This is a genomic window from Leyella stercorea, from assembly GCF_021531655.1.
On record NZ_JADYUF010000021.1, the window covers coordinates 23,368 to 42,562 of the forward strand.

The 19,195-nt window shown below is 45.5% G+C and carries 16 protein-coding genes; 13 read left to right on the forward strand and 3 right to left on the reverse strand.

Annotated elements, in window-relative coordinates; all coding sequences use genetic code 11:
* Positions 1-91: 91 nt before the first annotated feature.
* The 3 genes from I6E49_RS07570 to xpt all read right to left on the reverse strand — a co-directional run bounded on the left by I6E49_RS07570 (position 92) and on the right by xpt (position 5,218).
* Positions 92-3,691, reverse strand: coding sequence for an Eco57I restriction-modification methylase domain-containing protein (locus I6E49_RS07570; RefSeq protein WP_235401517.1), 3,600 nt, complete (start codon positions 3,689-3,691; stop codon positions 92-94).
* On the reverse strand, positions 3,691-4,464 hold the full coding sequence (locus I6E49_RS07575; protein ID WP_235401519.1) for a hypothetical protein: 774 nt from the start codon (positions 4,462-4,464) through the stop codon (positions 3,691-3,693). The genes I6E49_RS07570 and I6E49_RS07575 overlap by 1 nt, the downstream gene beginning before the upstream one ends.
* 181 nt (positions 4,465-4,645) lie before the next feature.
* The gene (gene xpt / locus I6E49_RS07580) at positions 4,646-5,218 is read right to left on the reverse strand and encodes a xanthine phosphoribosyltransferase (RefSeq protein ID WP_235401521.1); all 573 of its coding nucleotides are present in this window, start codon (positions 5,216-5,218) and stop codon (positions 4,646-4,648) included.
* Between the two features lie 162 nt (positions 5,219-5,380).
* Here xpt and I6E49_RS14635 point away from each other — a divergent pair, with 162 nt between their 5' ends.
* The 13 genes from I6E49_RS14635 (at position 5,381) to I6E49_RS07645 (ending at position 19,190) form a co-directional block, all read left to right on the forward strand.
* Entirely contained in the window at positions 5,381-6,202 is an 822-nt protein-coding gene (locus I6E49_RS14635) for a Rossmann-like and DUF2520 domain-containing protein (RefSeq protein ID WP_295342095.1), read from the forward strand.
* 20 nt (positions 6,203-6,222) lie between these two features.
* On the forward strand, positions 6,223-6,741 hold the full coding sequence (locus tag I6E49_RS07590; RefSeq protein ID WP_235401524.1) for a KdsC family phosphatase: 519 nt from the start codon (positions 6,223-6,225) through the stop codon (positions 6,739-6,741).
* 76 nt (positions 6,742-6,817) lie between these two features.
* Positions 6,818-7,402 (forward strand): Maf-like protein, encoded by a 585-nt coding sequence (locus tag I6E49_RS07595; protein WP_235401526.1) that lies wholly within the window; start codon positions 6,818-6,820, stop codon positions 7,400-7,402.
* A gap of 136 nt (positions 7,403-7,538) precedes the next feature.
* A complete protein-coding gene (locus I6E49_RS07600) occupies positions 7,539-8,534 on the forward strand; it encodes an AAA family ATPase (protein WP_235401528.1) in 996 nt (331 codons plus the stop codon).
* 27 nt (positions 8,535-8,561) lie between these two features.
* Positions 8,562-9,431 (forward strand): DUF58 domain-containing protein, encoded by an 870-nt coding sequence (locus I6E49_RS07605; RefSeq protein ID WP_235401530.1) that lies wholly within the window; start codon positions 8,562-8,564, stop codon positions 9,429-9,431.
* 37 nt (positions 9,432-9,468) lie between these two features.
* Positions 9,469-10,542: a BatD family protein gene (locus I6E49_RS07610; RefSeq protein ID WP_235401532.1), complete on the forward strand. Its 1,074-nt coding sequence runs from the start codon at positions 9,469-9,471 to the stop codon at positions 10,540-10,542.
* A gap of 15 nt (positions 10,543-10,557) precedes the next feature.
* Positions 10,558-11,556 carry a vWA domain-containing protein gene (locus tag I6E49_RS07615; protein WP_235401534.1) on the forward strand — a complete coding sequence of 333 codons (999 nt, stop codon included), beginning with the start codon at positions 10,558-10,560 and terminating at the stop codon, positions 11,554-11,556.
* A gap of 11 nt (positions 11,557-11,567) precedes the next feature.
* The gene (locus tag I6E49_RS07620; RefSeq protein WP_235401535.1) at positions 11,568-12,590 is read left to right on the forward strand and encodes a VWA domain-containing protein; all 1,023 of its coding nucleotides are present in this window, start codon (positions 11,568-11,570) and stop codon (positions 12,588-12,590) included.
* Between the two features lie 40 nt (positions 12,591-12,630).
* A complete protein-coding gene (locus tag I6E49_RS07625; protein WP_235401537.1) occupies positions 12,631-13,302 on the forward strand; it encodes an aerotolerance regulator BatC in 672 nt (223 codons plus the stop codon).
* A gap of 48 nt (positions 13,303-13,350) precedes the next feature.
* A complete protein-coding gene (locus I6E49_RS07630) occupies positions 13,351-15,930 on the forward strand; it encodes a BatD family protein (protein ID WP_235401539.1) in 2,580 nt (859 codons plus the stop codon).
* A gap of 42 nt (positions 15,931-15,972) precedes the next feature.
* Positions 15,973-16,674: a phosphatase PAP2 family protein gene (locus I6E49_RS07635; protein WP_235401542.1), complete on the forward strand. Its 702-nt coding sequence runs from the start codon at positions 15,973-15,975 to the stop codon at positions 16,672-16,674.
* 38 nt (positions 16,675-16,712) lie between these two features.
* Positions 16,713-17,942 carry an S-adenosylmethionine:tRNA ribosyltransferase-isomerase gene (locus I6E49_RS07640; RefSeq protein WP_235401544.1) on the forward strand — a complete coding sequence of 410 codons (1,230 nt, stop codon included), beginning with the start codon at positions 16,713-16,715 and terminating at the stop codon, positions 17,940-17,942.
* Positions 17,943-17,990: 48 nt separating this feature from the next.
* A complete protein-coding gene (locus tag I6E49_RS07645) occupies positions 17,991-19,190 on the forward strand; it encodes a DUF2027 domain-containing protein (protein WP_235401547.1) in 1,200 nt (399 codons plus the stop codon).
* Positions 19,191-19,195: the final 5 nt, after the last annotated feature.

The following is a 19,195-nucleotide window of genomic DNA, read 5'->3' on the forward strand; positions in this document are numbered from 1 at the left end:
AAACAAAATGACAAAGCCGCTGAAAAATCAGCGGCTTTGTTTCGTTTGTAAGGGGTTGTCCCAAAAGAAAACTATAGTATCACTACAGTGGTTAGAATGGTTTGATTGTTTTTTCAATCAATATTATTTCGTCGTCCGTCAGTTTGTATTTTCTGTAAAGCTGTTGGTCGACAAGAGTAATCTCTTGAGTCCAGTCAATGTCTGAACTTGTAGTGAAATCCTGCGAGGGGACAAACATAAATTTCTCTGGCGAGAGGTCTTGTGAGGTGATGGTCTGAAGCATGAGGAAGCGTACAAACTTTGTCTTCAGATATGTCATATAGTTGGCTGCCTCGTCGGCTTCGGCAAAAGCTCCTCCTACCAGATAGCTCTGTGTGCACACCGTGCCAGGGTCGAGGATAGCAAGCGACGAGAGTATGCGGAACTGTCCGTTACGGTCGGGGGTGCCGGCATGCTCGCAGGTGGCTTTTGAGAATACAACCTTATGGAGGTCGATGAGTTGCGCGTTCTTCTTTACTTCGCTGCGCAGTACATAGCTGTCGTTACCGCTCGACTTCAGCAATAAGGTGTCGGCATCGGTTTCGGGATTAGCAGAACCTCGGAACGTAGTGACGAAGCCGAATGGTGTTTGTCCACATACTATGGTGTTGAGCATAGATGCATTGTTTGAAGCCGCCTTGTTAATGAGTGTCAGAGCCTCGTTGTTACGAACGAAGATAGGGTATTGGTCGAGGTTGCGCTCGCACGTCTGCATCTTGCCGTATAGGGTGTTGGTGAATGTACAGCTGCCATTGTGCTTCTTGTCCCAAAGGAAGTAGTTGACACCTCCCGAAATGTCAACTGTGGGGAAACATTCCTTTGAATCGACAAAGTCGGATATGGAGCGCAAGTGATGGTCTGCCAGCATCGACTGTCGGAAACTGTCAAGCCCTCGTCCGCCAGTGAACCATCGTGAGGGCATAATCATCGAGATGTAGTCGGGATTCATCTCGCGAGCGGTGTCTACAAAGTGGTTGTAGAGCGGTATGCCATAGTTGTCTTTCTGTGTGCCGATGTTGACCTGATAGGGAGGGTTGCCTATTATTGCGTCAAATTTCAGTTGTTTCATTTTCTTGTTGCTCGAGAAGTTGTGCGGGTCGGTGACGGTGCGTATGAACTTACGCTTGTAGAGTATCACTTGTGAGTTCATATCGGCCATGTGGCATATGTTGATGTTGCTGTTGTCGCGGTATCCCATCAGTGTGCGTCGTGTGACACGGTCGGCCATACGAGTGCGGCATAAGGCAAAAATGTTGTTCGACACAATATCGTCCCATAGCTGCTGAGCCTCGTCATCGGTGAGTGTGTCGAAGAGTCCCTGCGACTGGCTGCTGCGCAGTTTGTAGAGCGAGTATGCCACATAGAGCGAGTATAGTCCGGTCTTAGAAGCAATGTCGAGCACTCGCACCTTTGGGTTCATCATTGTGTGCTGTGTTGCGTCTCCGTTGTAGACAAATCGTGGTTCGGACAGCATCTTGCCGAAACTGTTGTCGAAAAAACAGTAGCCGCCCAATGTGTCTGCCATATGTCGGTTGACGGTTTGCCATGGTGTGAGTATGGTCTCACGGTCGGGATAGCAGAAATCAGACAGTATCTGTGCTATGCAGTTGATTCGATCGGGCACGTACAGTGAGTCGGCTTTATGTAGTCGTGCCACGATAGCTTTGGCTGTGGCTACGAAGATGTCTTCTCGATAGAAGTGCTTGAGTCGTTCGAACATGCGCAGCGTGATTCCTGTTGGCATGAATTCGCGCCACGAATCGGGGTCAATACTCTTTATGAACGAGTCGAGCGTAAGTCCCTCTACGTTGTCTACTGTGCCATAAATCATAAGTGGCAGACGAGTGGAAATCTGGCTAAGAATGGCCAGTGCACGCTGACGTGGTGTCAGTCTGCTTGATGCCTCGCGTGCTGCCGCAACAGCTTCCTTCTCGCTTGTTGAGAGTTCAGTTTTCTTTGTATTGTTCTTTGTGGCGGCAGTTTTCTTGCGTGGGTTCTTGGTGAGTGTCTCCTTGTTGCGCTGGCGTTCAGCCAATACACCCAGAACCATTGCTTCTGCCACTTGGTCGAGAAGTTTCATGTCCTGCTGTCGCAGATTGTCAAGATTGCCATAGAGGCAGTCGTCACGGAAACCGTTGCGTATAAGCGTTTCAGAATATGTAGAGTTGATGCTTTGTATGAAACTTTCTGTATTGTATACAGTCTGTTTGCCATGCTTTATCTCTACGAGTGGACAGTAGTGTAGAAAATCGGTAAGTTTCTGTCGGCGCTCGTCAGCATCGTTAGTCGAGGTGTTGTTATTGATATACTGGTCGACAACAGTGAGTGTGCGCTTCGGTGCGAAGTCGATGGCGAAGCATTTATGCTTGACGTTTCTGTCGGTGTAAGGACTCTGACAACGGAATATAGTTTGAAAATAGCGCATACTTCCTGTCTCGGCGCTTCCTGCGAGCATAAGTACGGCATTCCATTCGGGAATGGACACGCCCATAGTGAGACGACCACACGATAGGGTGATGGTTTTGTCGTGCTGTGTCACAGCAGTTTTCACTCTCTCCAGTGCGCTTCGCTCAAATCTTGTCTGTTCGTAAATGTCGAGACGGTCGGAGCCAGCTTCGCCGTTGCCAGCTACATTGACAATGGTGTATTCGCTGAAGGGGTTGGTAGGTGAGTCTTCGCCCAGAATCTCTGCCAGGCATTTGGCTGCCATTACTCCCGGTACATACCAAAGGGTGTGGTTGAGCGATGGTTGCAGATAAGCGTTGGCATAGGGCTGTGTCTTGTCGTTGCTGTCTTTGCCGATGAGTGTGATGAACTTACGCACGTCAGCCTCGTGTACAAATCGTGATGTGTTGTCAACGGTTGTCTCGGTGCGGAACAACTCGGCAAAGTTCAGTCCGTCAGCCTTTGTCAGGCTTCGCATTTTGTCAGAGATGTCGTAGGTAAGTATGTTCATCTGTGCCAAACCCTCATACGGATTGGTAGTTTTGGGGTGAAGACTTGTCCACTGCTGTTTTGCTTGCTGCTCCATGGTGTAGTCCCAATGAAACACTTCGCGTGTGTCGAACATTCGTTGAATGTTGTAGGGTGTGCCTGAGAGATATAGTGTATGCAGCGAGCGGTTTTGCAGGAATGCAGCAATCACTTCTTGTCCGAGTCGTGAGTAGACGCCTTCGTGTGCCTCATCGACAATCATAAGGTCCCACTGTGTGCTGAATATGTCATTGTTCTTCTCAATGCCTTTCTGTTTGTTGACGCGACATGAGCCACGCAAGTCCTGCATTGATGCGAAATATATATAATGGACATTGATGTCCTTTTGTGCTTGTGCCTCAAGGGCTTCGAATGATAGGGCATCAGCCGATTGCATTGTAAGTGGTAGAGCCTGCTGACGCTTGCATCCGTAGAGCCAGTCGGTCATTCCAAGCTTTTGTAGCGAACAAAACCATTCTTCACGCACGTTTGGACGATGTGTGAGGATGAGTGTGCGACGGTAGCCGCATTGGCGTGCCACTTCAAGTGCACACAATGTCTTGCCGAAACGCATCTTTGCATTCCACAGCATGTTGTGCTTGCGCTTGAAGTATCTGACAGTTTGAGCTATGGCCTGTTGCTGTTCGCTTCTAAAATCAATATTATTGTTTGAGTCCATTATATTTGTTTACTAATCAGTCGTTTAAACATTAATTTGTCGCCTTTGAGTGGCGATGCTCCTTTCCATGACATGATATAGCAGGGGAGTTCGGTGTCGGGTATTGTATACTTGACACCATCCATTTGCCATATGTTCCATGTGATTATTTCGGCGGCTTTGAGCATTATCTCGATACGAGGCAGTTTTTGCCACCGTTCAAGATAGTAGTCACAGAATGTGTTGAATATGTTTTCTCTTGCAAGGAAAACATTGTCGTGTTGCATGTCGAATCCGTATGTCGATTGCAGCGCCATGAAGGCTTTGTTTAGCCATATGCGTCGGGAGTTTTCGTTGGCGGTGTGTGGCGTGTTTTCGTTGATTACTCTGAATTTTCGGTCGAGAATACCTATGCGTTTATTTAGGGGAATTTCTAACCCAGATGTGGTGTCGTATCTGCTTGCAAGATAAGGGGCTTCGCCACAGGTAAATTCAATTCGTCGACTCTGCACGTATTTCAGCCATGGTTTGTCGGCTGTGAATACTATAGGTTGTGTTGTGGATTCCCATACGTGACAGCCATCTGCTGTCACTGTTTCGACATTGAAAACATTGGGACGACCGAACCATTGCTCGTCGATAAGGTTGTTTTGGGCGTTGCAAATCCATGCTGGGGTGAATACTTCGGCGCGTGTCTTGGCGCGAACCACCTGCTGGTGTGTATGCTTGAAGGCTCGTGGAAGTATTTGGTCAATGTCGTCGGCATGTAATATGCTTTCATGACATCCTCCCATACTCAGTGTCTGATCTATAAGTAATGACGCAAGAACCCGCTTGTTGCTTCTTGTTATTGGGGGGTTGAATGTCAAGTGTGGCGCAGAGGTCATTTGTGTTTCTGGGTTATGGCTATTGGCAAGAGGCTATGATGTCCAGCTGCTTGACACCATAGCCTCTTATTATTTTGGGCTCAAAAAATTACTGCTCGTGAAGTTTTATTTCGCAGTTGTCGAGCGATTCGATGATAGCGAGCGACTCTACTCTTATGCCGCTCTCTCTGAGAAATTTGCCTCCGTCCTGAAATGCTTTCTCAATGATGAATCCCATGCCTTCGAGTGTGGCTCCTGCCTGTTGGCAGAGGTCGATGATACCCTTGGCAGCGTTGCCGTTGGCGAGAAAGTCGTCAATGAAAAGTACGTGGTCGTCGGCGGTGAGGTAGTCGCGGCTGATGATTACGTCATACTCGCGCTGCTTGGTGAATGATGTCACCTTAGTGGCGAGCATATTGCCCATAGTGCTTGGTTTCTTCTTTTTTGCAAATACCACGGGCAGATTCATAAGAAATCCCATCATGATAGCGGGGGCTATACCCGATGCTTCGATGGTAAGAATCTTGTTGACCTTGGTGCATGCAAATCGGCGGATAAACTCCACTGCGATGTCTTTCATCAGATTGGGGTCCATCTGATGGTTTATGAATTTGTCTACTTTGAGAATGCCACCAGGATAGCATTTCCCGTCTTTTAGAATTCGGTCTTTAAGAGCTTTCATAAATGATATTGCTTACGAATTATTTTACAATTTAAGGCTTGGTTAGGGCCATTTTCTTTCAGTTGGCAAAAATAGCAAATCTTTTTTAAAAATAGGCAATATGCCTGTGGTTTTTGCAAAACAATGCCTACTTTTGTACCTGTTAGCATTTGATAATGCAGCGTGAAGCAGATAAAAACTAATAGTAAAATGAGAATTATAATCATTGGAGCTGGCAATGTTGCTACGCATATTGCTCTGGCTTTGAAACGGGCTGGGTTGCCGCCAACTCAGATTTGGAGCCGCACGACGGAGTCGGCTCAAGCTTTGGCTGAGAGTGTTGGATGTTTGTATACGAATTGTCTTGACGACATAATTACAGATGCCGATGCCTGTATAATCAGTGTGAAGGACAGATATGTCAAGGACATTGCCGCACAGGTATGCAAAGGCCGCTGTCAGACTGTGTTTATGCATACGTCTGGTAGTGTTGGTTTGGATGTGTTTAATGATCTTTGTGATAGTTGTGGCGTGCTTTATCCTATGCAGACATTTAGTAAGGATAAAGAATTGGACTTTAAGAAAATACCATGTTTTGTTGAAGGAAATAATAAAACTTCTACAAAGATTATTATGAAATTGGCATCGACTATATCGAATAATGTTCACTACATGACGAGCGACGACCGTAAATGGTTGCATCTTGCTGCTGTTTTTGCGTGCAATTTCAGCAATGCCTGTTATGTTGTATCTGATGGTATATTGCGTCGTAATGGATTGGATTTCACTATTCTACAGCCATTGCTTGAAGAAACAATAAGCAAGTTGGGGACATTGGCTCCAATTGATGCTCAGACTGGTCCGGCAGTACGTGGCGACAAGAATATTCTAGATTCACAGGTTGCAATGCTAGCCGACAACGAAAGTGTGCAGAAACTATACATCAAAATGTCGGAAATAATAGCCGAACAGCAAAGTAATAAGAAATTAGAATCGGGTAAGTAAAACTTAGTATCGAGAAAATCATGATAAACTACGATTTGAAGAAAATCAAGGCTGTCCTGTTTGATGTCGATGGTGTACTCTCGGCTGAGACTATATTGTTAAGTTCCGAAGGCGAACCACTTCGTACGGTGAACATAAAGGACGGCTATGCCATTCAATTTGCATGTAAGGTTGGATTGCGCATTGCCATTATCACGGGGGGCAACACGGCAGCTGTACGCAAACGCTATGAGGGGCTTGGCGTGAAGGACATATGTATGGGTGCTGGCGTCAAGATTACGGCTTACGACGAACTGCTACAGCGATATGGTCTGGAAGACGAGGAGGTGATGTTCGTTGGCGATGACATTCCCGACTATCAAGTGATGAAGCGTGTTGGCTGTGCGTGCTGCCCCAATGATGCTTGCGACGATATTAAGAGCATTAGTACATATATAAGTGGCCGAATAGGCGGTCATGGCGTGGGGCGCGACGTAATAGAACAGGTGCTGCGGGCGCAAGGCAAATGGCTAAATGAAGATGCTGCTTTTGGTTGGTAGAAAGCTAAATTGGCATGAAACAATATAATAAATAAGGTGATGAGATTGTAATTAAAATAATATAAAGAAATATACAATGGAAATTATACTGGCAAGTAATTCGCCCCGTAGGAAGGAATTGCTCAATCAACTAGGACTTGATTTTGAAGTGAGGGTGATGAGTGGCATAGACGAGTCCTATCCCGACAACCTGCCATCGAAGGATGTTGCCGAATATATCGCGTCGAAGAAATCGTCGGCCTATTCGATAGCTTCTGACGAACTCCTTATTACGGCTGACACAATAGTAGTCGTAGGACATGACATCTTGGGCAAACCTCATGATCGTGAGGATGCCTGCCGTATGCTGCGCGAAATAAGCGGCAAGACTCATCATGTAATAACTGGTGTATGCATAAGAACGGACAGCAAGCAAAGCCGATTCTCTGTGTCTACCGACGTGAAATTCAAAAATCTCACGGATGGTGAGATTGATTTCTATGTAGACCATTTCAAACCTTACGACAAGGCTGGAGCCTATGGCATTCAGGAGTGGATTGGCTTGGTTGGGGTTGAGTCTATCTCGGGTAGTTTCTATAATGTAATGGGGCTGCCCGTGCAGCGCATATATGAGGAATTGACTGCTTCGTTCGGTTTGAACTTGGATAGCATCAATCCGTAGTAGTAAAAAAATGTGACATATTTAATATATTTTAGACTCTATATTTCGCCTTAGAGATATTATTTATGTAATTTTGCGTGTGAAAAAGGTCGTAAGACCTATGTTTAATGAATTTAGAAAATTAATTATTACTGAAATGTCAGAATCAATAGATATCCGCCAACTTAATGCCCGGATAGAACAGCAAAGCAGTTTTGTCACCAATTTGGTGACCGGTATGAACCAGGTAATCGTAGGCCAGAAGCACCTTGTAGAGTCGTTGCTTATATCGCTTCTTAGTGATGGACACATCCTGCTGGAGGGTGTTCCGGGATTGGCAAAGACACTTGCCATCAAGACATTGTCAAGTCTTGTAGACGCAGACTTCAGCCGTATTCAGTTTACTCCCGACCTCTTGCCAGCCGACGTTATTGGTACATTGGTCTACTCGCAGAAGGACGAGTCTTTCCATGTGAAGAAGGGTCCTGTGTTTGCCAACTTCGTATTGGCCGATGAGATTAACCGTGCGCCAGCCAAGGTGCAGAGTGCACTGCTTGAGGCAATGCAGGAACATCAGGTAACAATCGGCGAGCAGACATTTGCTTTGCCTAAGCCTTTCCTCGTTATGGCTACACAGAACCCTATTGAGCAGGAGGGAACATATCAGTTGCCTGAGGCTCAAGTCGACCGTTTCATGCTTAAGGTGGTAATTGGTTATCCTACACTGGAAGAGGAAAAACAGATTATTCGTGAGAATATCAAGGGCGAGCTCAAAAACGTGCTGCCAGTGACTACTGCAGAGGAGATAATGAAGGCTCGTGCCGTAGTTGAGGACGTGTATATTGACGAGAAGATAGAGCAATATATTGCGGATATAGTGTTTGCATCGCGCTATCCCGAAAAGTATGGTCTGGCAGAAATCAAGGATATGATTACGTTTGGTGGTTCGCCACGTGCAAGTATCAGTCTTGCCAAGGCAGCCCGTGCTTATGCCTTCATCAAGCATCGTGGCTATGTAGTGCCTGAGGACGTACGTGCCGTTGTTCACGACGTTATGCGCCACCGTATTGGCCTCTCGTATGAGGCGGAGGCAAGCAATGTGACGAGCGAGGACATAGTATCAAAGATTATCAATAAGGTTGAAGTACCCTAAAAGGGTATAACGATCATTCGATTTATAATGGAAACTTCAGAAATATTAAAGAAAGTCCGCAAGATTGAGATAAAGACCCGCGGACTCAGCCAGAACATCTTTGCAGGCCAGTATCATTCGGCCTTCAAGGGTAGGGGAATGGCTTTCTCTGAGGTGCGTGAATATCAGTTCGGCGACGACGTTCGCGACATTGACTGGAATGTTACTGCGCGTTTCCGCAAACCGTTTGTCAAAGTTTTTGAGGAGGAGCGCGAGCTTACCGTAATGTTGATGATAGATGTGTCAGGGTCTCTCTCGTTCGGTACGCGTCATTGCACTAAGTCGGATATGGCTGTCGAGATTGCGGCAACCATAGCCTTCAGTGCAATCCAGAACAATGACAAGATTGGCGTGATTTTCTTCTCCGACCGTATCGAGAAATTCATTCCTCCAAAGAAGGGGCGAAAGCATATCTTATATATTATACGTGAGATGCTCGACTTCAAGCCGCAGAGCACCAGAACCGACATAGGAGAAGCTATGGCTTTCTTCACACGAGCTATGAAGCGCCGTGCTACGGTGTTTGTACTCAGCGATTTTCTTGACAATAAAGACTTTTTACGACAAATGCAGATTGCCAGCCGTAAGCACGACATTATGGCCATACAGGTGTACGACGGATGGATGAAGAAACTGCCTGATGTAGGCTTGATGCGCATTGTCGATGCTGAGACAGGACACGAGATGTATCTTGACACGTCAAGCCGCAAGGTGCAGCGAATGCATGCACAATATTGGGCTGAATCGGAGGCAAAGCTGAAGGATGTCTTCTCGCGTTCGAAAATCGACTGGGTGTCGGTAGCGACTAACGACGATTATGTCAGAGCTATGATGCGTCTTTTCGGATCGCGTATTTAGAGATATTTACAGTCAGTCAAAACGTAAATAAAAAATAATGAGGATATTCATTTCATACATATTGTCATTGCTGTTCTGCGCCACTGTGTGCAATGCTCAGGACGTGACAGTAGAGTCAAAAATAGATTCCATAGCAATACTTATAGGCCAGCAGGCTCATTTGTCGGTAGAAGTGTCGGCAAAAGAAGGAGCTAACGTAGTGTTCCCGCATTTCAAGCGTTCGCAATATTATGTTCCTGGTGTTGAAGTGCTTGAAGAAACATCGTCCGAGCCAGTTGTCTCGGATGGCATTCTTAAGGTGAGCCATTCATATACGCTTACAAGTTTTGATGAGAAACTGTATCCGTTGCCAGGTGTCAAGGTGAAGGTGAACGGTAAGGTCTACACATCCAACCAGCTTGCTCTCAAGGTGGTGACATGTGATGTGGACACTCTTCATCCCGAAAAGTTCTTCCCTCCCAAGGATATACAGGACAATCCTTTCATGTGGAGCGAGTGGACTCCGCTGATGTGGTCGGCACTTGCTGTTATAGTGTTGTGTCTGGCTTTTGCCTATCTGTTGCAACGTTTGAAGCACAACAAGCCAATCATAGCCAAGATACGCATTGTGAAGGTTGTACCTCCACATCAGAAAGCGCTCAATGAGATAGAAAACCTTAAGAAGGTGAACTTTGAGTCGACCGATGACCAGAAGGAATATTACACAAAGCTAACCAAGGCTTTGCGTAAGTATATTAAGGAGCGTTTCGGATTCAATGCTATGGAGATGACAAGTTCGGAGATTATAATGCACCTCAAGGCCAATGGCGATGAGAGTATGATGAACGAACTGCAGGAACTCTTCATGACAGCTGATTTGGTGAAGTTTGCCAAATATTCTTCATTGCTAAACGAGAAGGACATGAATCTCGTCAACGCCATAAACTTTATCGACAAGACGAAACGCGACGACGTTCCGACTGAGGAGAAGATTATGCCTACGCTGAGCGACGACGAGAAGAAGACCAACAAGAACCACAGAGTGATAAAGTCGTTACTGTGGCTGATTGGCATAGCAGCATTTGTTCTGGTGGTTTACATAGTCTACAACGCATGGCTGTTGCTGGAATAAGAAAAACGAATGACAATGGAATTTGCTAATAAAGAATACTTTATACTCATCTTACTGTTGATTCCGTACATTGTATGGTATCTTTTATATCGTAAGAAAAGCGTGCCCTCAATGCGTGTCAGTACAGCCGAAGCCTATCGTTACGGATACTGTACATGGCGTACACGTCTGGTGCACGTTCCGTTGGTGTTGCATTGCATCTGCTACACATTGCTCGTATGCGTATTGGCTCGTCCTCAGACACGTAATGCGTGGGATACTAAGTCGGTAGAGGGCATTGACATAATGCTTGCAATGGACGTTTCGACTTCCATGCTTGCCGAAGATCTCAAGCCCAACCGTCTTGAGGCTGCTAAGAATGTGGCTGCAGAATTCATAGCCGGACGTCCTAACGACAATATAGGTCTTACCATTTTCGCCGGCGAATCGTTCACACAGTGTCCTATGACTACCGACCATACATCTCTGTTGTATATGATGCAGTCGGTGCGTACTGACATTGCTGCCAGAGGCATCATTTCTGACGGAACAGCCATTGGTATGGGCTTGGCAAATTCTGTGTCACGTCTGAAGAATTCAAAGGCCAAGAGCAAGGTGGTAATCTTGCTTACCGACGGTAGTAACAATATGGGCGACATCTCTCCTATGACGAGTGCTGAGATTGCCAAGAGCATGGGCATAAGAGTTTATACTGTCGCTGTAGGTACAAATAAGGTGGCTCCCTACCCGGTGCCAGTGGCTGGAGGTATACAGTATGTAAACATGCCTGTAGAGATTGACACTAAGACACTCGAAGAAATTGCCCATACAACAGGTGGCAGCTCTTATCGTGCCACCAACAACAAAGAGTTGTCAAAGATTTACAAGGACATCGATACACTTGAGAAGACCAAGATGGACGTAAAGCGTTTTTCAAAGCGTTATGAGGCTTACCAGCCGTTCCTTCTCTTGGCTGTCATCTTGCTGCTTGTAGAGATAGTCTTGAGAAACACAGTACTTCGTAAAATACCATAAAGCGAAACAGTATGTTTAAATTTGCTGACCCATCATATCTATGGCTGCTGGTAGCCGTAGTCTTTCTTGTCGTACTTAGATTCTATAATCTATGGAAACGTCGCCGTCTGATGTCGCGTCTTGGCGACAAACAGCTGTTGGCGGCAATGATGCCCGATGTGTCCAGAGGGCGTCCTACAGTTAAGTTTTGGCTACTTATAAGTGCATTGGCACTTATGATTGTTATGCTTGCTCGTCCTCAAATGGGGTCGAAAATAGCCAATGACAAGCGCAATGGAATCGAGACGATAATAGCCATGGACATAAGCAACTCTATGCTTGCCCAGGATGTTGTGCCGTCGAGACTCGACAAGAGCAAGATGCTTGTAGAGAGCCTTGTCGACAATTTCACAAACGACAAGATAGGTCTTGTAGTCTTTGCTGGCGATGCCTTCGTGCAGTTACCTATTACAAATGATTATGTGTCGGCCAAAATGTTTCTTCATGACATTAGTCCGTCGCTTATAACAACACAGGGCACCGACTTAGCCCATGCCATCAATCTTTCGGCAAGCAGTTTCACACAGCAGCAGGGGGTAGGACGTGCCATTATTGTCATTACCGACGGTGAAGATCATGAGGGTGGTGCCGAGGAAGCAGTGAAGGCTGCACGCAAGAAGGGCATAAATGTGTTCATATTGGGTATAGGTAGCACCAAGGGTGCACCAATCCCAGTAGGTGGCGATTATCTCAAGGACGCTTCGGGCAATGTTGTTATGTCGGCCCTCAATGAGGATATGTGTCGTAGTCTTGCTCAGGTTGGCAGCGGATCATATATCCATGTGGACAATACCAATGACGCCCAGGAGAAACTGAACAGTGAATTGGCAAAACTTCAGAAGGGCACCACACAGGATGTGGTGTATAGTGAGTATGCCGACCAGTTTCAGGCTTTCGGCCTAATTGTAATCTTGCTTTTAATTGTAGAAGCTTGCTTGCTTGAGGCCAAGAACCCACGATTCAAAAATGTTTTTCTTTTCAAGAAGAAGGCTTAAATAGAAGAAGGCTTAAATAATTCCATAATTAAGATACAATATGAGAATTGCTATAGTTATAATTATGTTGATAGCTTCGGTGGTGGACATCAGTGCCCAGTCGGACCGTCGTTGTATACGCAGTGGCAACCGTCAGTATCGCCAGCAGAATTTTGTTAAGGCAGAGGCTGAGTATCGTAAGGCTGTTTCAGCTAATAGTACCAATACTCAGGCTTTATACAATCTTGGCTGTGCCTTGATGATGCAGAACAAGGACTCATTGGCAACAGTACAGTTTGAGAAAGCCGGACGCCTTGAGAAAGACCCTAAGCGCAAGGCTATGGTCTACCATAATATCGGATTTATCTGCCAGAACCATCGTCTATATTCTGAGGCAATCGAAGCATACAAGGAGAGTCTTCGAAATAATCCGTCAGACAATGAGACACGCTACAATCTTGAATTGTGCAAGCGCTTGAACAAGTCGAACAAGCAACAGCAAAAACAACAAAACAAGCAGAATAACGACAACAAGAAAAAAGACGATAAGAAGAAAAAGGAAGAAAAGAACAAGTCGCAGCAGAAAAATCCTGAAGATCAAAAGCAGAAGATGAGCAAGGACAATGCTGAGCAACTGCTTAATGCTGCCATGCAAAACGAGCAGGCTACGCAGCGCAAGGTTAAGGAAGCGCAACGTGCTGGCAAGTCTAAACGTCTTGAGAAAAACTGGTAGTAAGAATACAAACTTTCAATGAGAAAGCTAATGACAAAGCTAAATAGAATGAAACGGTCTATATTGTTTTATGTTCTGTGCGTATTTACGTTATGTACCTACGCACAGGGCATTTCTGTTTCTGCACCGTCGCATGTTGCGACAGGCGAGAATTTCCGTCTAACGTATAGTGTTAATGCTCAAAGTGTGGACGACTTCCGGGCTGCAAACATTCCTTCGGGTCTTGAGGTGATAGCAGGTCCATATACGTCCTATCAGTCGAGCTATCAAATGATAAATGGCCATACAAGTCGTTCGGCAAGTGTCACATATACCTATACTCTGTATGCAGAGAAGGCAGGCACCTATACAATTCCTGGTGCGCGAGCAAAGGTAGATGGCAAGACCATCAGTTCGCATTCAGTACACATTAAGGTGTCGGGAGCAGCAAAGAGTGGTGGTTCGTCGGCTCCTAAGAATCATGAGGACGAGAGTTACGATGTCAACAATACTGGTCATATCTCTGCCAAAGACCTCTTTGTAAAGGTTAGTGCCAATAAAAAGCGTGTTCACGAACAGGAACCGATACTGCTGACATACAAGGTTTACACTCTTGTCGATTTGACTTCGCTCGACGGCAAGATGCCAGACCTTACTGGTTTTCATACCCAGGAAATAAAACTGCCACAGCAGAAGAGTTTCCATGTAGAGAAGGTTAACGGTCGTAATTATCGTTGTGTCACGTGGAGCCAGTATGTAATGTATCCGCAGATGACAGGCAAACTACAGATTCCGAGTATAACATTCAAGGGTGTAGTAGTGGCACGTAACAATGCAGTAGACCCCTTTGAGGCTTTCTTCAACGGTGGTTCGGGTTATGTGGAGATAAAGCGTGACATCGTGGCTCCAAGTCTGAACATAGAGGTAGTTCCGCTTCCTGCCAAGCCAGTCAACTTCAGTGGTGGCGTGGGCCGTTTCAATATTTCAACCCAGCTTCTTGGACGTGGTTCATATAAGGAGGGCGACCCCGTTACTTTGCGTGTTGTGATAGGTGGCAATGGCAACCTTAAGCTTGTAAAGCAGCCGGTAGTAAATTTCCCAAAAGATTTTGACAGGTATGATCCTAAGGTAACAGACCGTACCCGTCTTACTGCAAATGGTATTGAAGGCAATATGGTTTACGACTATCTTGTTGTACCACGCAACCAAGGCAAATACACTATTCCTTCGGTAGAACTGAATTATTACGATGTTGCTGCCGATACATATAAGACTGTCCGTACCCAGCCAATTGAAATAAATGTTGCTAAGGGCGACGGACGCAAGTCGTCTGTGAGCGACTATTCTGGTGTTGAGTCATCTGATATTCGTGCAATCAAGACTGGCGAAGCCACTTCTGGCAAGGGATATTCGTTCTATCGTTCAGCGTCTTACTGGTTGGGGCTTATTCTGCCTTTTGTATTCTTTGTAAGTGTGCTCGTTTACCATCGCAATCGAGTACGTGATAATGCCGACGTAGCACGTATGAAGGGCAAGCGCGCCAATAAGGTTGCCACCAAACGTCTGAAGAAGGCTCTGCAACTACTTAATGCTGGTCGTCAGAACCTGTTCTACGACGAGACCTTGAGAGCATTGTGGGGTTATGCCGGCGACAAGTTGAATATGCCGGTCGAACAACTCTCGCGCGAAAATATCGCCGCAAAGCTTGAAGAGCGTGAGATTAGTCGTGACACTATTGACAAGTTCATTGCTGCTCTTGACGAGTGTGAGTTTGAGCGTTATGCTCCAGGTGATGTAGGTGGCAATATGATGAAAACATACGATACAGCTATGATAGCTATTACTGACATTGAGGGTGACTTGAAGACCTCGCGTGGCAAACGCAGTGCACAAACAGCGTCAACACTATCGGTTATAATCATCGGTTTTGTTTTGTCGTTGTGCAGTGTCGAAGTCTTTGCTGTCAATAAGGCAGATGCCGATTCTGCTTATACTAGCGGTAATTATATTCAGGCAGCCAGGATTTACAACGAGCTGTTGAAGGTTGACGAAAGTGCAACTCTTTATTATAATTTAGGCAATGCCTACTATCGATTAGGCAATATCGGTCAGTCGGTAGTGGCGTATGAGAAGGCTCTGCGCCTCGCTCCTCAGGATGATGACATACGTGCCAATCTCAAATTTGTCCACAGTAAGACCATCGACCGCGTGTCTTCGGGTTCGCGTATGTTCTTTGTCGATTGGTATGAGTCGATGCTCAATCTTTGTGGCATAGATGGTTGGGCCGGCATTGGTGTAGCTTCGTTCATTGTAATGCTTCTGCTTATTGCTGTCTATTTCCTATGTGGTAGGGTAGTGCTGCGTAAGGTGGGCTTCTATGGAGCGTTGCTTTCGTTCGTCATATTCATTATGTCCAATCTTTTTGCTTGGCAGCAGCTGCGTGCATTCAATGCTCACGATCGTGCTGTTGTAGTGCGTCCGTCTGCACAAATCAGAAAGACTCCTTCAGATACAAGTGCAAGTGCCTTTGTGCTTCATGAGGGCACGTCGGTAGTCATTACAGATAGCTTGATGAAGGGATGGTTGGGCATCCGTCTTGACGATGGTCGTGAGGGATGGATTAAGAGCAATCAGGTAGAAGTGATATAATTCAAGATTTTACAAATAATATAAATAAAACCATTCGCAATAATGCTGTTAGATATCCAGACGTTTTTGGCAAACGACAGGCTTGTCCTGTCATGGTTTAACGGTAGCAACTCTGTCTTTCTCGACGGATGGATGTCTGCCCTTACGTCAGGCTTTACATGGTTGGCGTTGTATGCGTCGCTGTTCTATCTTGTGGTCAAGAACAATGAGACAATGGGACAGATAATGCTTGTTGTAGGTTGTGCTTTAGCTTGTGTGGGATTGGCTGATATTATGGCCGATGTCATAGTAAAGCCTCTGGTAGAGCGTTGGCGACCGAGCAACGATCCCATCTTTAAGTATGATGTGTCGGTAGTGGATGGCTATCGTGGAACGTCTTATGGATTTTTCTCGGCACATGCAGCAAATACATTCTCCTTAGCATTGTTTTTCTGTATGCTTGTGAGGAGTCGGGTGTTGAGTGTAGCGCTTGTACTTTGGTCGTTTGTCAACTGCTATACCCGTATGTATCTTGGCCTTCATTATCCTTCAGATATTGTTTGCGGTCTTCTTTGGGGCAGTGTATGTGCTATAGGAGTCTATTATTTTTATTTGCGAGTGAGCCGCCGAATGTTTGGTGAGGACAATTACGTATCGACTCAGTACACGTCAACGGGCTACCGACTTTGTGATGTTGACATTGTAGTTTTTGTGCTCGTTTCTACAGTTCTCATCACCTTATTCAAGGCTTTGTTTATTTATTAAGACCATATTATAGAATTTCAGTTAGATAAAAATAGAAAATGGAAACAAAACGTATACATATTAAGGACTACAATTATTCTCTTCCTGACGAGCGTATAGCCAAGTTCCCGCTTGCTCAACGCGACCACAGCAAGTTGCTTCTTTATAAGCATGGTGAGGTGTCGGAAGATGTCTTCTATAATATTCCAAATCATTTGCCGGAGGGTGCTCTTATGGTGTTCAACAACACCAAGGTAATCCAGGCACGTCTGCACTTCCGTAAGTCTACGGGTGCACTCATCGAGGTGTTTCTGCTCGAACCTTATGTACCTGCCGACTATGAGCAGATGTTTCAGACTACCGGTTCGTGTTCTTGGCTTTGCATGATAGGCAACTTGAAGAAATGGAAGGGTGAGACATTGCGTCGTACTTTTGATGTAAAGGGTCGTGAGGTGACACTCAATGCCGAGCGACGTGAAGATGTAGGCAAGAGCTATCGTGTCGATTTCTCATGGGATGATAATACTGTATCTTTTGCCGAATTGCTCGACTCTGTAGGCGAGTTACCAATTCCTCCTTATCTTAATCGTGAGACTCAGGAGAGTGACAAGACAACTTATCAGACAGTATACTCTAAAATCAAGGGCTCCGTGGCTGCTCCTACGGCTGGTCTGCACTTTACATCAGACGTGCTCGCATCGCTCGACAATCACGGTATTGATCGTGAGGAGGTGACGCTACATGTTGGGGCTGGAACATTCAAGCCTGTAAAGTCAGAGGAAATACAGGATCACGAGATGCATACCGAGTACATATGCGTCCATCGTCAGACTCTCGAAAAACTCATTAAGCATAATGCATGTGCCATTGCCGTTGGCACTACGAGTGTTCGCACGCTTGAAAGTCTTTACTATATGGGTGTTAAGCTTGAGAAGAATCTTGACATCTCTGAAGATGAATTGCACGTATGTCAGTGGGAGCCTTATGAAGATGAAACCTTCGAAATGGCAGCTAAAGTTACGCCTCTTAAGGCCATACAGAACATTCTTGCTTATCTCGACCGCCACTCGCTTAATTCGCTTCATTCAAGTACGCAGATAATCATTGCCCCAGGCTATGAATATAAGATAGTAAAGATGCTCGTTACTAATTTCCATCAGCCCCAGTCTACGTTGCTATTGCTCGTGAGTGCATTCCTGCATGGAGATTGGCACAAGATATACGATTATGCTTTGGCGCACGACTTCCGATTCTTGAGCTACGGAGACAGTTCATTGCTCATACCTTAATGTGTGAGTAGTTCATATTTTATTTAATAAAGAAAACACGTTACAATTATGAAAATAGGTGATAAAGTACAGTTCCTCAGCGAAATTGGCGGTGGAAAGATTGCTGGATTTCAAGGCAAGGACATAGCCTTGGTTGAGGATGAAGACGGATTTCAGATTCCAACTCCCATTTCCGACCTTGTTGTGACCAGTAGTGGCGAAGAATATTCTTCAGCGCGTTCGGTAGTCAAGAAGGGTGGGGCAGAACAGGCTTCCGAAACTGCCGACCCCGACACGTTCAATATGTCGGTAAAGGCTAAAATCAACGCTACAATTGATGATGAATTTATAGAGGAGGAAGAATATGATGCTGCCGACCGTGAGATTACCTATCGTGCTAAGGTAGAGGAGCGCAAGGGAGGCAACGTGCTTAACCTCTATTATGCTTTTGTGCCAGAGGATGTCAAGAATTTCTCGAAATCAACATTCGCTTGCTATCTTGTCAACGACAGCAACTACTATGTACATTATCTCTATATGAGTGTTGACGGCCATTCGTTCCGCTTGCGCGGTGAAGGCGAACTTGAGCCCAATACTAAGCTCTATATTGAAAGCTTTGCACTCGACCAGCTCAACGAAATCGACCGTGTACGATTCCAGCTTCTCTCGTTCAAGCGTGATAAGGATTTCGTAGCCAAACCGGTTTGCGATGTTCAGTTCCGTATTGACAAGGTGAAGTTCTACAAGTTGCATACATTCCAGTCAAACGATTTCTTCGAGACTCCTGCTCTGCTCTATCCCGTGGTGAAAAACGATGAGGTAGCACAGCTCAAACCTATTGAGGCTGAAAAACTTATATATGTAGAATCTGATGAGACTGAAACTAAGAGCAAGAAAGATGTTCAATCTAATGTTTCTTACAGCAAGTTGAAGGGACTTGAATCGCTCAATACTCCAAAGCACGCCAAGTCGAAAAAATCATCCAATGAGCCTCTTGTTGTCGACCTCCATGCTAACGAACTCCTTGAGACTACTGCAGGAATGGGTACATCTGACATATTGAACTATCAGCTCGACTACTTCCGTAGAACCCTTGAGGAGAACAAGCATAATAAAGGACTCCATATTGTGTTCATTCATGGCAAGGGCGAAGGCGTGCTTCGTCATGCTATAATCAATGAGTTGCGCTATCGTTATAAGAATTATCCCTATCAGGACGCCTCTTTCCAGGAATATGGTTATGGGGCTACACAGGTAACAATCAGATAATAAAG